Source organism: Novosphingobium sp. BL-S-24, from assembly GCF_055521575.1.
The window spans coordinates 1,089,589-1,103,077 of the sequence record NZ_CM145487.1; the positions used below are offsets into that span (position 1 = coordinate 1,089,589).

At 59.0% G+C, this 13,489-nt stretch carries 15 protein-coding genes; 3 read left to right on the forward strand and 12 right to left on the reverse strand.

The genetic code is table 11. The features are described from left to right. Positions 1 to 6: 6 nt before the first annotated feature. The 9 genes from ACZ1JM_RS04845 to ACZ1JM_RS04885 form a co-directional block, all read right to left on the reverse strand. The gene (locus tag ACZ1JM_RS04845; RefSeq protein ID WP_465131991.1) at positions 7 to 1,083 is read right to left on the reverse strand and encodes a catalase family protein; all 1,077 of its coding nucleotides are present in this window, start codon (positions 1,081 to 1,083) and stop codon (positions 7 to 9) included. 81 nt (positions 1,084 to 1,164) lie between these two features. Beyond that, positions 1,165 to 1,602, reverse strand: coding sequence for a pyridoxamine 5'-phosphate oxidase family protein (locus ACZ1JM_RS04850; protein ID WP_465131992.1), 438 nt, complete (start codon positions 1,600 to 1,602; stop codon positions 1,165 to 1,167). Between the two features lie 68 nt (positions 1,603 to 1,670). After that, positions 1,671 to 2,801 (reverse strand): glycoside hydrolase family 130 protein, encoded by a 1,131-nt coding sequence (locus ACZ1JM_RS04855; RefSeq protein WP_465131993.1) that lies wholly within the window; start codon positions 2,799 to 2,801, stop codon positions 1,671 to 1,673. 361 nt (positions 2,802 to 3,162) lie between these two features. Further along, on the reverse strand, positions 3,163 to 3,732 hold the full coding sequence (locus ACZ1JM_RS04860) for a septal ring lytic transglycosylase RlpA family protein (RefSeq protein ID WP_465131994.1): 570 nt from the start codon (positions 3,730 to 3,732) through the stop codon (positions 3,163 to 3,165). Positions 3,733 to 3,768: 36 nt separating this feature from the next. Continuing rightward, positions 3,769 to 4,986 carry an argininosuccinate synthase gene (locus ACZ1JM_RS04865; RefSeq protein WP_465131995.1) on the reverse strand — a complete coding sequence of 406 codons (1,218 nt, stop codon included), beginning with the start codon at positions 4,984 to 4,986 and terminating at the stop codon, positions 3,769 to 3,771. 94 nt (positions 4,987 to 5,080) lie between these two features. Continuing rightward, positions 5,081 to 6,328: a class I SAM-dependent methyltransferase gene (locus tag ACZ1JM_RS04870; RefSeq protein WP_465131996.1), complete on the reverse strand. Its 1,248-nt coding sequence runs from the start codon at positions 6,326 to 6,328 to the stop codon at positions 5,081 to 5,083. A gap of 82 nt (positions 6,329 to 6,410) precedes the next feature. Beyond that, positions 6,411 to 7,172 carry an SDR family oxidoreductase gene (locus ACZ1JM_RS04875; protein WP_465131997.1) on the reverse strand — a complete coding sequence of 254 codons (762 nt, stop codon included), beginning with the start codon at positions 7,170 to 7,172 and terminating at the stop codon, positions 6,411 to 6,413. Between the two features lie 138 nt (positions 7,173 to 7,310). Further along, positions 7,311 to 7,640, reverse strand: a complete 330-nt coding sequence (locus ACZ1JM_RS04880) for a glycine zipper 2TM domain-containing protein (protein WP_465131998.1) — start codon at positions 7,638 to 7,640, stop codon at positions 7,311 to 7,313. Positions 7,641 to 7,830: 190 nt separating this feature from the next. After that, a complete protein-coding gene (locus ACZ1JM_RS04885; RefSeq protein WP_465131999.1) occupies positions 7,831 to 8,268 on the reverse strand; it encodes a glycine zipper 2TM domain-containing protein in 438 nt (145 codons plus the stop codon). Positions 8,269 to 8,490: 222 nt separating this feature from the next. On the opposite strand from ACZ1JM_RS04885, the gene fdhD reads away from it, so the two are divergent. The 3 genes from fdhD (at position 8,491) to ACZ1JM_RS04900 (ending at position 11,362) form a co-directional block, all read left to right on the forward strand. Beyond that, entirely contained in the window at positions 8,491 to 9,327 is an 837-nt protein-coding gene (gene fdhD / locus ACZ1JM_RS04890) for a formate dehydrogenase accessory sulfurtransferase FdhD (protein WP_465132000.1), read from the forward strand. A gap of 91 nt (positions 9,328 to 9,418) precedes the next feature. Continuing rightward, positions 9,419 to 10,642 carry a toxic anion resistance protein gene (locus ACZ1JM_RS04895; RefSeq protein WP_465132001.1) on the forward strand — a complete coding sequence of 408 codons (1,224 nt, stop codon included), beginning with the start codon at positions 9,419 to 9,421 and terminating at the stop codon, positions 10,640 to 10,642. Positions 10,643 to 10,648: 6 nt separating this feature from the next. Then, on the forward strand, positions 10,649 to 11,362 hold the full coding sequence (locus ACZ1JM_RS04900) for a hypothetical protein (protein ID WP_465132002.1): 714 nt from the start codon (positions 10,649 to 10,651) through the stop codon (positions 11,360 to 11,362). 18 nt (positions 11,363 to 11,380) lie between these two features. Here the strand turns inward: ACZ1JM_RS04900 and ACZ1JM_RS04905 are convergent, their stop codons facing one another. Genes ACZ1JM_RS04905 through ACZ1JM_RS04915 form a run of 3 tightly spaced genes read right to left on the reverse strand, consistent with a single transcriptional unit; the run spans position 11,381 to position 13,468 of the window. Further along, a complete protein-coding gene (locus ACZ1JM_RS04905) occupies positions 11,381 to 11,998 on the reverse strand; it encodes a riboflavin synthase (RefSeq protein WP_465132003.1) in 618 nt (205 codons plus the stop codon). 4 nt (positions 11,999 to 12,002) lie between these two features. Continuing rightward, a complete protein-coding gene (ribD, locus tag ACZ1JM_RS04910) occupies positions 12,003 to 12,974 on the reverse strand; it encodes a bifunctional diaminohydroxyphosphoribosylaminopyrimidine deaminase/5-amino-6-(5-phosphoribosylamino)uracil reductase RibD (RefSeq protein WP_465132586.1) in 972 nt (323 codons plus the stop codon). Positions 12,975 to 12,982: 8 nt separating this feature from the next. Beyond that, complete coding sequence (locus tag ACZ1JM_RS04915; protein ID WP_465132004.1) at positions 12,983 to 13,468, reverse strand: hypothetical protein; 486 nt, start codon at positions 13,466 to 13,468, stop codon at positions 12,983 to 12,985. Between the last annotated feature and the right edge of the window lie 21 nt (positions 13,469 to 13,489).

The following is a 13,489-nucleotide window of genomic DNA, read 5'->3' on the forward strand; positions in this document are numbered from 1 at the left end:
AATGCCTTACGCCGAAGGTTCGTGAATGGGACAGCGATTGGCGGCAGCGCGGAAGTCTGCAGAGTGCTTGTATGTATCGCGACGCGCCCTGTTGATGTTACCCAACGGCTGGTGAGCGGCAATTCCCGTCCACACGGAGAATCGCATTCCTTCGTCCACTGCCTTCACTTGCTCGTCGTCCCAACTGTTCTGGCTCTTCACGATCAGGGTAGCCACTGGAGTAAAGGGAGCTTCATCCTCTTTCCATTCAACAGATGCGTCTTCGATCGGCTGCTTCTCCACATCTCGTTGCAACTGCACTTCGAATGCCCATTCTCCGTCCAAGCCAGCTATTTCCTGCTGCAATGTAGCCCGAATGCCATTCGGATTGCCGTTCAGGTCTACTTTGTTGCCGGTAAGGTTCAGCAATGCCGAGCTCACGGGCCGTAGTCGAAATTTGGCCACGTAATCACCGAAGCGGAATGGCGTGACGCTGAAGTATGTCTCTCCCAACGGATCCACCTGCGGAGCGCCCCCCAAACTGGCGAGCGTAGTGCTTTCCAACCCCACTGCACCCAAAGCAGCGTTGAGGACTTGGAACACTTTGGATGCTGCAACCTTGGCGCCTTCGGCGCGGTCAGTCGTCTTGGCCAGCAACTTAAGATTGCCGACAAATTTGTCGGCGTTGGGAGCGGTAAAAACCGGTCCGTTGATCATGATAAAGTCTTGGGTGTTACCTTCGGCACCTGGAATGCGCTCACCTTCGACATCGAGAATCTTAAGGGAAACCCCTCTCGGAAGCGCAATCGCGTCATCCAGAATATCGCCAGGATTTGTTGATATGCGTAAGTAGGCGCGATGTTGACCCGGGGTTGCGAATGCCCCTTGCGCCAGTTCAGGCGGCAATCCGTCATGGATGCTGAACGTCCCTGTCAGAATCGCGTGAGCCTTCGCGTGCACGGCGCGCACGGCATGTCCGTAATCTTGATGGGTGCGTTCCAAGATATGGTCGAATGCCTCGTTAAGTTCTGAGATCGTGGCCGCTTCATTTTCACGAAGCGTCTCTAAGCTGGGCGTGTATTTGACGGGAGGCTGCAAAGTCATAAAAGTTCTCGTTGCAAGAATCACTGGAATTGGTGGTTCGTCCGGCGTGAAAAAAATCACGGGACGATGAGAATTATGGAGTTACGTCGCCGTCAAGGTGAGTTCGCCATCATCCTCGCCATCCCAATAATGCAGGCGTTCACCGGTCACACGGATGAGAACCAATCCCGGCGTATCGATGCCGTCAGGCCACCACCGCTCGAGCCCTTTAGTCCAGTGCTCTTCGAACAAGGCGCGGTCCTTGACGATGGAGGCATCTCCCTCGACGGCGATGAAGAACGGTCGCATACCCAGTACGCCCGACGACCCTTGATACGTTAGTCCGATTTTGGCGTCGGTGGCGATGTCGTCCACCATGCGGGTAGCTTCATCTGCAAAGAACCAGGCCTCGCCATCATAATCGACTTCGCGGTTGTTGCTCATCGGTCGGGAGGCGATAGCGCCACCGTTTGTCTTGGTAGACAGCATCGCGAAGTCGATATCGCGCATTTTTTCGGATAGTTCGGCGAGAGTCTTCATGTCGGCAGGCTCCTCTTCAGCTTGCAAACGCTTCGCGCGATTGGAAGGCTCCCGATCTTCAGCTTATTCTACGGGCTGAATGTCGATTTAGGTATGTGCGTAATTCGACACGCCAAGTCGGCTTCGCCTGAGGCGACGATATAGTGATCTCCGCCATCGACTATCCCTGTCGTAAAGACGACGTCTCGCAGGTACATCAAATCTTCGATGGGTTTCGTCAGGTTGGGGTTGGCTTCAAGCAGCGGTTCGTGCTGTGTGCGAATGACAATGCTGGGATCGTTTCGATCGAGCAGAGACCAGTAGGTGCGATAGATGCCCACGATCTCCTTGGGTTCTACCCCATGCCACAGCGTCAGCCATCCTTCGTCAGTGAGGATCGGAGGGGCCCCGCCGCCCATCCGCGCGGTGGCTGCCGTTGCGGCATGCGGACGAATTCCGGGCTTATGCCATGGTTTCCAGAATATGCCGTCCGGAGAATGGGCAAGGTTGATGGATGGCCCCGCCCGCCATTCGCTTTCTGGCGGGTACGCAAAATACAGGTCTCCAAGAGGGCGAGTCTGCGCCCAGTACTGGTCATTCACCAAGCCTTCGAAGATCAACATGTCCTTGTTTTGATGGTCCAGAACGATGGCTTCGAATGTCCAATCCAGACCGTTCGCAGACTTATACAGCGTAGTTGACTGACGCTCGGGACTCACCGAGCATGTGGTCATCAGATAGCTCCCTTCGACGCGGCTGATCCGCGCATCCTCGACCCCGTAACATTGGAAATCATGGGTAGGTGCAATCGCACGGTCGTAATGGATTTTCACCACCGTTAGACCATCGCCCGACAGCTCGACCGGGAGAAGCCACGATAACGAAGTCAAGGCCATGATACGCCAGCCCCCGCCCGGCAGCATGAACTTTCGGGGGTCTGCCGTGTCGGCATGTTCGAGTGGCCACGCATCAAGAGCGTAGCGTCCGCCATCGGGGCTGGCTTCCCACCGTATGGCATGGACATGGCCATCCTTTATCGGATGCCGCAGCGCCTCCGCCACTCGGACCATCGCCAGGAGGTTCCCATTGGGTAACCTGTTCAGCCCGGGATTGAATGCCCCCAGAGCATATGTCTCGACGTCCAGATGCCCGGCCAGAGGAGAACGGCTGAGATCGATATCGTTGGGTGTGATGATGAGGCTATCTACGGTGAGTTGCATTCGCCATCCTGACTGCGCGAAACGATTGTCAGTTCTTCAACGATCGCGCGACGTGGTTGTGTCAGGAGAAAATGAAAGCCCGAAAGGCAGTATCGCACTAGCCATGCCATGTCGGCGGCACGAACTTCGACATGTGGACTAGATGAAATTCTATAGCGTTCCCAATATCCTATTGGAAGGATCAGCTATTTATTGACTCGTTTGGTCGATGAGGAACATCGAGTCGTCTAAACGGCGATACGGTCGGGAACGGATTGCGGGGTTCGCTGTTATCGGTGGTGAAGGCCGGCGCGGCTCTTCCCCCACCCCTCCCAAGCTGCGCCGGCCGACACTTGATATGTGGCGGTACTGGACTGGCAGATTAGCGTGTAAGAACTGCAAGCTGAACTCGGCCGCTTCCTCGTCCGAGAATGCCGATTTCTTTGGCGGCAGCATCTGACAGATCAATTACGCGATTGCCATGGAACGGCCCGCGATCGTTTATCGTTACAACGACCGACTCGCCGTTGACAGGGTTCGTGACTTGTACGTGAGTGCCGAAGGGCAATGTACGATGAGCTGCCGTTAATGCGTCTGGGTTGAACCGCTGGCCACTGGCCGTGCGGGCACCTGCCAAGTGGCGGCCATAGTAGCTGGCCACGCCGCCGTCGATCGGCATTGCGTCTGGCGCGCCAATGTTCCCAGGTGCAGGGTTGGGGAGCATGGAGAGGGGGACCTCGGGAGCTACCGCTGCATTGACAGCGAGAATGCCGGAATCAGCCTGTACGGGACCTGCAATAGAGAAGGTGATGGCAGCGGCAAGCGCGGCCAACCGGCCGATTTGACGGTAACTCAAGCAAAACCCCGCTTCGTCGTTGACGATGGCGGGACTCCTAGCGGCGTCGGTCTTCGGTGGCCACCCGTGCGAAAGCGGCCCGTCGCTTTTTGGCAACGGACCGCCCGATGACGTTAAGCTATCAGAAAGGGTTCAGCGTCCTTGCTGGGCAAGAAGGCGCAGGCGAAGCGCGTTAAGCTTGATGAACCCTGCGGCGTCCTTCTGATCATAGGCACCAGCATCGTCCTCGAACGTGACATGGCGTTCGGAATAGAGCGAATCAGGGCTTTTGCGGCCGACGACTGAAACCGATCCTTTGTACAGTTTCAGCCTAACGGTGCCATTTACCCGAGCCTGGCTATGGTCGATCGCCGCCTGAAGCATTTCCCGCTCCGGGGCAAACCAGAACCCATTGTAGATGAGTTCGGCATACTTCGGCATCAGCTCATCCTTCAGGTGAGCCGCGCCACGATCCAGGGTGATCTGTTCGATACCGCGATGGGCACGAGCGTAGATTTCGCCGCCCGGCGTCTCGTACATCCCGCGCGATTTCATCCCAACGAACCTATTTTCCACCAGGTCCAGACGGCCGATGCCATGCTTGCGACCAAGTTCGTTCAGCTGGGCCAGAAGGGTCGCGGGGCTGAGAGCAACGCCGTTCAATGCAACGCCATCGCCTTTTTCAAAATCGACAGTAATGTATTCCGGTTGGTCCGGCGCATCCTCCGGGTTCACCGTGCGCGAGTACACGTAATCCGGCGTTTCCTCCCATGGATCTTCCAGAACCTTGCCTTCGGAAGATGTGTGGAGAAGGTTGGCGTCAGTGGAAAACGGGCTTTCGCCGCGCTTGTCCTTCGGTACCGGAATCTGGTGCTTTTCGGCCCAAGCTATCAGCGCCGTGCGGCTCGTCAGGTCCCACTCGCGCCAAGGTGCGATGACCTTGATGCCGGGGTCCAGCGCGTATGCGGACAGTTCGAAACGCACCTGATCGTTGCCCTTGCCCGTCGCGCCGTGAGCGACTGCGTCGGCGCCGGTTTCGCGTGCGATCTCGATAAGACGCTTGGAGATCAGTGGGCGTGCAATGGAAGTGCCCAGCAGATAGTCGCCTTCATAACGAGCATTGGCGCGCATCATCGGGAACACGAAGTCGCGCACGAATTCCTCGCGCAGATCGTCGATGTAAATGTTTTCGTCAGGCAGGCCCATCAGCTTCGCCTTGGCGCGCGCAGGCTCAAGCTCCTCGCCCTGACCAAGATCGGCGGTGAAGGTTACGACCTCGCAGCCATAGGTGACCTGAAGCCACTTGAGGATGACGCTGGTGTCAAGGCCGCCGGAATAAGCGAGGACGACCTTCTTGATGGTGTCGGACATGGGCATGGCTCCGCGGAAAAAGGCGGTGATGGTTCGGGCGGGCGGCTAGCAGGTGCGCTCCCGCGACGCAACGCTTGTGCAGCTTAAGGGCAGGTTAGGTGCCGATAAGGTGTTTCTCTGTTTCCATCAGATAGTCGCGCGTCAACGGCAAAGCATGCCGATTGCGGGTGTATTGGATCTGGTAATTGCACATTCCGCCGCTTTCGAACGCGGCTGTCGCGCCGGCCAGGTAGAATATCCACATCCGATAAAAGCGTTCGTCGTACAACGCCACGATGGCGTCCTTGTTGGCGACACAGCGTTTATACCATTCCCGCAACGTCTTGGCATAGTGGAGGCGCAGCGTTTCGACGTCGGCGGCAATCAGGCGCACTTTTTCGCTGGCCGCCACCGTTTCACTGAGCGCCGGGATGTATCCTCCGGGAAATATGTATTTTCGGGTAAATGCATCGGTGGACCCGGGGCCACCCATCCGGCCGATGGTGTGCATCAGCATGACGCCGTCGTCGACCAGCATGGTGGCGCAATCGCGGAAGTAGCGGGCGAACTGCGCTTGCCCGACATGCTCGAACATGCCAACCGACACGATCCGCTCGAACTTGTCTCCGCGAGCAGCCAGATCGCGGTAGTCGACCAATTCAAAATCGATGCGATCGGCAACGCCGGCTTCTGTCGCGCGTTTCTCTGCGAGCGCCAATTGCTCGGCACTCAGCGTGATGCCCTTGACCCTCACATCGAAGTGCTTGGCGAGATAGATCGCCATTCCGCCCCAGCCACAGCCAATGTCCAGCACCCGCTGGCCCGGTTGGATCGCCAGTTTCGCCGCGATGTGCGCTAATTTGGCAGTCTGGGCTTCTTCCAGCGTCATGTCATCCCTAGGCCAGTAAGCACAGGAATATTGCATGTGTTCGCTGTCGAGAAACAGGCGATACAGGTCGTTCCCTACGTCATAATGATGAGCGATGTTAGCTTTCGCTTTTGCCGCCCGGTTGACCCCGTCAATCAGCGTGATGGCCTTTCCAGCCAGTTTTTTAAGATGGGACTGTTCTTTTAACTCCCCGCCCCGATCCCATTTCGCGTTGGCGCGCAGCAACTCGACAAGTTGCATAATGTCGCCATGCTCAATGACTAATTGGCCGTCCATGAAAGCTTCGGCCGCACCAAGGCGAGGATCACTCAGAATGCGGCGCTCCGCCGCCGGATCGGTCAAGCGGATGCGGATCTCGGGAAAATCGGGATTGGGTGTTCCGAAGCGGCGTACAGATCCGTCCGGCCTGCAAACTTCCAAAATTCCGTCGCGAACGCCACGCTTTAGAAAACGGTCTAATATACCTAATGCCATTCGCCGCTTTTGGGATCGCTTTGCCCCGGGTGCAAGGGGGCGAATGAGCAATAGTCTGCATAGTTTTTCGAATGGAAATATTTCATTGACGGGCGAGAAACAGGACGTCCCGCTCTTGCGGCACAAGATGCTGACCGGAATCGACAAAAATTGTCGATCCACTCGCCAACCAGCCCTCCGCCAAGAACAGGGCAGCATCGGCCACGTCATTGGCTGTAGCCCGTCGGCGCAACAGGTTCATGCGATGCGAAACTTCTGTTTCCGCCTCCGTTTGGTCATGGCTAGCGAGGATCGCGCCTGGAGCAATCCCATAAACGCGGTCACGCGGATCGGTTCTTGCCATCGACAGCATGGGTATGGTCGCAGCGAGTGCGTGCTTGCTCATCGTGTACGAGAAGAAATCCGGGTTGGGGTTGAGTAGCTTCTGATCGGTGACGTGAATAAGCCGACGCCCGTCAACGGACGTTGCGTTTGCGAAATAATGCTGCGCCAGGATAGCCGGGACGGCAGCGTTGACCTGCATCGCGTCCTGGAACGTCTCTGGTTCAAGTCGGTCCGTAGTGTCGATGTCAAAAACGCCTGCGCAGTTTATGAGCACTCGCCAATTGGGCAGTCGCCGCGAGAGCTGAACAACCATCTCTGCGCCCTGATGCCAGTCATCCAATTGGCAGGAAACCGTTTCAGCCGAAGGCAATCGCGCGGCCAAGTCCTCCGCCTGATCGCGAGAATTTCCGTAGTGTATGATGACATGCCAGCCTTTGGAGCCATAGGCTTCGGCTATCGCTGCCCCTATTCGTTTGGCGCCACCGGTCACGAGAACTGTGGGCAGGTCAGGTGCGGCCATGATTTACGTGATACCGAATTTGCATGGGATGTTTTGAGCATAGCACCCGTGCGGATGAAAGGTCGAATGCACTCTCAAAGCCATGAAAAAAGCGCGCCGCTTTCACGACGCGCCTTTTCGAATTATCTGTTCTATCGATTAACGGCAGCGCGAGCGTGAGCCGCCACGATCGATTTCGCGGCCCAGAACTGCACCGCCTGCAGCGCCAAGCAGCGTACCTACCGTGCGATCACCGCGGGTATCAATGGCGCGGCCTGCGAGGGCACCGGCAACACCGCCAACAAGCAGGCCGGTCGTGCCGTTCGACCGCTTGCAGCGGTAGCGACCATCGTTGCCGCGCCAGTAGCGCACGCCATCGTCGGTACGGTGATAACGACGGTGATCGCGGGCTTCGGCTGGAGCGCTGACCGACATCACTGCCGGGACCGAAAGAGCCATCATGGTGGCGGCTAGAATGACTTTACGCATTGTGTTTGCCCTCGTGAAAAGTGATGTGATGATCTGGTAACGCCGCTTTTCGTTCATTGATCCACAACCTCAGATGAACGGATTGTTGTATGTGCATTTGTGTGATGAGGCGACGCACTGAAGCGACGAATTGAAGAATGGTTGCTGAAAATAGGTGTTTGCGCGTTAGAATTACGTCAAATCGCTACTTTCAGCGGCACTGGATATCACCTCTGTCGATTTCGCGCCCCAGCGCGCCGCCGAGAACGCCGCCTAGGATGGCCCCTATAGTCCGGTCCCCGCGTCCAGCGATTTGGTGGCCTGCCAACGCACCGACACCTGCGCCGATAATCAACCCGGTCGTACCGTTATCCCGGCGGCAATAATATCGACCGTCGTTTCCCCGCCAGACGCGGGAATTTCGATCAATCCGACGCGGTTGGAGATAGCGGCCTCGAGAATCGTAAACGCGGTCGTTGCGGTACCCTCGACGATCGTCCCGTCGATCCCAGCGATCACCGCGCCAGTCTCGATCACGATCCTGGCCACGTGCGCGCGCCCAAGGCGGCGGGTCGGCCAGTGCCGAAGTCATGGGAATAGCGGTGCCGGTCATCACCAGTGCGGTGAGTGCGATAATGGCTTTTTTCATTTGCCGTACTCCTGAAAAATCATTCGCGATCAGGTTCCTTTCTCTACCGCAACACCCGAACGGCGGATTAACGTGTGTTTTTAATCACACGCTAGGAGGTCGGCTAAGAATTCCCAGCGGCAAAACGCTTGATCGTGAAAATTGATGCCGCAGGTCAGCGGCCTATGCGCACGGCGTGTTCCTCGCTACCCAACCGGTTCACAGTCGCCACCAGGAAATACGATGAAGCCCATCCCCGATGACATCGAAGGAAGTTCTTCCATCGGCATCATGCGGAGCGATTATGCTGATGGGCCGCGAATTCCGGCAGCCCTCTCGATCGCTGCCGAGGCTCCCATCGCCATCGAAACCAATGGCATCGCCTATGCCGTCATGATGGCTACGCCCCTGCAGATAGAGGATTTCGTAACCGGCTTCCTGCTGTCCGAAGGGCTGGCGGATGCCCACGAAATCACCGACATCGTTGTTTGTGAGAGCGATCATCACGAATGGGGCGCGGGGTATGTCGCTCGGGTCAATCTTCCGATCGAACGCCTTGGCCCGATCGTGGAGCGGGCGCGGCGGCGAGTGGGAGACAGTTCCTGCGGTATCTGCGGGATCGAGGGGATCGACGCGGCCCTGCGCCCACTACCTCGCCTGCCGACCCGCACCGCGATCTCGCCCGCAGCGGTCAAAAAGGGGCTGGACGCCATGCGACAGGCCCAGGTGCTCGGTCGGCGGACAAGAGCTACGCACGCGGCTGCCTTCTGCGATACCCAGGGCGAAATGCGGTTCGTGCGTGAGGATGTCGGCCGCCACAATGCTCTCGACAAGTTGATAGGCGCGATGGCGCGCGGAGAGGTGGATCCCGGAGCGGGCTTCATCGCCATGACGTCGCGGTGCTCCTACGAACTGGTCGAGAAAACCGTCCGGGCCGGTTGTTCGATGCTCATCACGATCTCCGCGCCGACCGATCTTGCGGTGCGCCGGGCGCGTGCGGCGGGACTCACCCTTGGCGTCATCGCGCGCGATGATTGCATGTCGATGATCGATCCGGATGCGTCGTTGGTCGAGGAATGAACCGAAGGACTGAGCGGTTTTCCTTGTAGTCTGCGCGGCCCGCACATAAATTCCGCACTTTACCGGGTTTTGACGAGGAATAGGTATTACGATGGCGACGACAGCCACTGACACTCTCGCCACTCAGCCGGGCGACCTCAAGCTTACGCCGCCCGATCCGGTTCCGGCCGTTCAGCCGGAACGCGCGGCAGGATTGGTCCCGGTGGGCGATGAGCAGAAGTCAAAGCTTCAGATTCGGGTGGAGGAGTTCGTCAACGATCTCGTGTCGCAGGATGCTGCTTCGCCGGAATTTGGAAGGCGAGTGGACCAGATTACCAACATGGGTCGTCGCGAAATCAGCGAAGCTGCTGGCCATTCCAACCGCTTTCTCGATCGCCCGGTGCGGGCGATGGGCAAGGACGAGGGGGTTGGCGCCGATCTGGCCGAATTGCGTCGCACTGTTGAAGAGCTGGACCCGTCGCGCAAAGGTAACCTGATGGCGCCGCGCAAGCTGTTTGGCGTCATCCCGTTCGGCAACAAGCTGCGCAATTACTTCGACAGCTATACCAGCGCGCAAAGCCACATCAGCGCAATTCTTGCCCGCCTGCAAGGAGGCAAGGACGAGCTGCTGATGGACAACGCCGCCATCGATGTGGAACGGCAGAACCTGTGGGCAGCGCTCGGCAAGCTTGAGCAGATGATCTACATGTCTCGCGCTCTGGATGAAGCATTGGAGGAGAAGGCGGCCGATCTGGATCACACCGATCCCGCAAAGGCCAAGGCTCTTCGCGAGTCTGCCCTATTCTACGTCCGTCAGCGGACGCAGGATCTGCTGACCCAGCTCGCCGTGTCGGTGCAGGGGTACCTTGCGCTTGATCTGGTGAAGAAGAACAACGTCGAACTGGTGAAGGGCGTCGATCGCGCTTCTACGACGACAGTCGGCGCGTTGCGGACGGCGGTGACCGTGGCCCAGGCCATGGCGAACCAGAAGCTGGTCCTGGAACAGATCACCGCGCTGAACACCACCACCGCCAGCATCATCGATGCGACCGGGCAGATGCTGAAGGATAACACGGCCCGCATTCACGAGCAGGCATCCAACTCCACTATCCCATTGGAAACGCTTAGCCGTGCGTTCCAGAACATCTACGATACGATGGACTCGATCGACACATTCAAGATGAAGGCGCTTGATTCCATGAAGCAGACGGTCACCGCGCTGGAGGGCGAAGTGGGCAAGTCCAAAGCATACATCGCCCGTGCTCAAGGGCAGTCGGAAGGGCTTGTGGCGGGGGATGGCGCTGCGGCGAAGTCTCTGCTGGAGGCGTTGGACTAACCCGCGATGGCCCCGCCCCCTGCGAAAGCTGCGTCGTCGCGCGTATCGAAGGAACTCGTCAGGGCTGCGCGTCGCCAGCGCTCTGTCCGCATCTATAACGCGCGCAAGGAGCAATGGCGCTTTCGGATGCGCCGCCTGCGCCGTGCGTTTCTGGCGCTGGCCGCAATTTACATCGCTGGCCTGGTGGCGGCTCTCGCGCTTGGCGGGATATCATTCACCGCGACGTTGCTGACACTTCTGTTGGGCGCGGCGGTGTTCGTGGTGCTTTCCATCTATCCCGCCACACCGCGCACCCATGTCGAAGACCTTGGTACGGCGAGCCTGCCGGAACTCGCTGGTTCGACTGAGCTTTGGCTGGAAGGTAAGCGGCGTGCCTTGCCAAACGCGGCAGTCGATACCGTCGACCTGATCGGTGTCCGCCTTGAACAGATCGCTCCGCAATTGGCGGTGCTCGACGAGCGAGGCCCAGCGGCGCGGGAAGTGCGCAAGCTGCTGACCGAGCATTTGCCGGAAATGGTGAACAGCTACACCCGTATCCCAGCTTCGCTTCGCGGTAAGGCGGGCGCGGGAGGAACCACGCCATCCGATCAGCTCGTTGATGGCCTGTCAGTCATTGCCGACCAGATCGACGCGATGAGCGAGGACCTTTCTCGTAACGACATCGACGCTCTCGCAACGCGGGGCAGATTCCTTGAGGTCAAATACCTCGATCGCGAATGAGGGTAGCCAGATCGGCGTTCAGTTGCGAAGCGATTGCATGCGCTGGAGATAGCGCGCCAGAACGTCGATCTCCAGGTTGACCCCGTCTCCCGCCTTCATCGCACCGATGGTCGTGACGTCGGCGGTATGCGGGATGATGTTAAGCGTGAAATGGCAGGTCCCATCGGTCTGGTCGGTGACGTCGTTCACAGTCAGGGAAATGCCGTCGACCGTGATTGACCCCTTGGGTGCAAGGTAAGGCGCCAGTTCGTGCGGCGCGGCGATGACGAAACGGTGCGAATCGCCCACCGGGTCGATGCTGACAATTTTGCCTACCCCATCGACGTGGCCGGTGACGATGTGCCCGCCCAGTTCATCACCCAGCTTGAGGGCTCCTTCGAGGTTGAGTGCGCGCCCCTCTTCCCACCGTCCAGGCACGGTGCAAGCGATGGACTCAGCTGAGATATCTACTGCGAACCAGGCGTCTCCTTCGACACCACCCTTGTCCACCACCGTCAGGCATACGCCCGAACACGCGATAGAAGCGCCCATCGCAATGCCTGCCGGATCGAAAGGGCACGTTATGACGGCACGCAGGTCGCCGGTCTGGTGCGCTTCCTTAATAGTGCCGACGGCGGTGACGATTCCGGTGAACATGGTCTTAGCTCTCTGTAAAATCGCAGGCGTCGTAGACTTCCAGCGTGTCGCTGCCAAGCTTCCGACGTTCAGTCATGCGCCATTTTCCGTGCGCTCCGGCAAGTGCTTCTAGGCCGAAATCGCCAAGTCCGGGCCGACCACCCAGCAGGATTGGTGCACGATAGATGAGCAGTCGGTCAACCAGCCCAGCGCGCAAGAACGCGCTAGCCGCACTTGCGCCCCCTTCGATGAATAGGGATGATACGCCGTCCATCCCGGCGATTTGCTCCGGTGTCGACAGCGCATTCCAGCCCTCGGGCGCCGCACCGCGCGTAAGCACCCAACGCTGCGCGCTGCGCATTTCCAGCCCGGGCAGGCGCACATCGAGGCGTGGGGCGTCTGCCCGCAACGTGCCGCCGCCGACGAGGATCGCGTCGGCCTTTGCGCGCATGGCGTGGGTATGGGCGCGGGCTTCGGCACCCGTGATCCACTGGCTGTCGCCGTTGCCTAAAGCAATGCATCCGTCCAGCGACATCGCCAGCTTCAGCGTGACTTCGGGGCGACCAAGGTGCTTGCGCAGCAAATAGCTTGATAGGCTGCGAGTACAGGGAGCAGAGGCGAGCAATTCAGCCTCGATCCCGGCTGAGCGTATGCGATCTATGCCCTTTCCTGCGGTGCGCGGGTCGGGGTCGGCGCAACCTATAACTACACGGGAAAGGCCGGACGCCGCTGTAAGGTCTGCACACGCTGGCCCCCGTTCGGACTGATGCGCGCATGGTTCCAGCGTAACGTACATCGTCGCCCCCCGCGCACCATCACCGGCTGCGGCGAGCGCAACCGCCTCAGCATGAGGGCGTCCACCGGGCTGGGTCCATCCGCGAGATACGACGCGATCGTGCTTTACGATGATCGCGCCAACGCCGGGATTGGGTCGGCTGAGAGGATGGGCGCGGGAGGCGACCGAGGCCGCCGCCGCCAGCCACCGCCGGTCCTGCATCAGGTCGCTCACTGCTCGGCGGGGTCCGGGGCAAGCCTGGGGTTGGCGACGCCGGAGCGGCGCAGGGTAGCCTCAATCTTTTCGCGTTCAGCCTTTTCACGCGCAGCGTCTTCCGCGTCGGCTTCGCGGGCGATCTTGTCGACGTCCATCCCGGACATGCGACCGATGGTCTTGTACATTTCGCGCACATCCTTGTCGCGCCGCGCCTGCTCGCGCGCCCAAGCCTCTTTATTGGCTTGATTGGCAAGGTTTTCTTCCATGATCTGCGCATCGGTGCGATGCTGCTTGAGAACCGAGATGTACGTGATCTTCGGCGGCGGGTGAGGGGCGCTGCCTTCCTGCGTGCTCATCAGGTAAAAGACGCCGAACGTGCAGGCGGCCGAAATCGCGGCGATGCGCCAGCGGTTGGACCCGGCCTCTTTCCATACCTGCTTGAAATCCGCGACCATTCCGGTCGGGCTGACGTCTTTCCAGTAACCTGAACGCTTGAACATCGACATGGCACCTATTTAGTC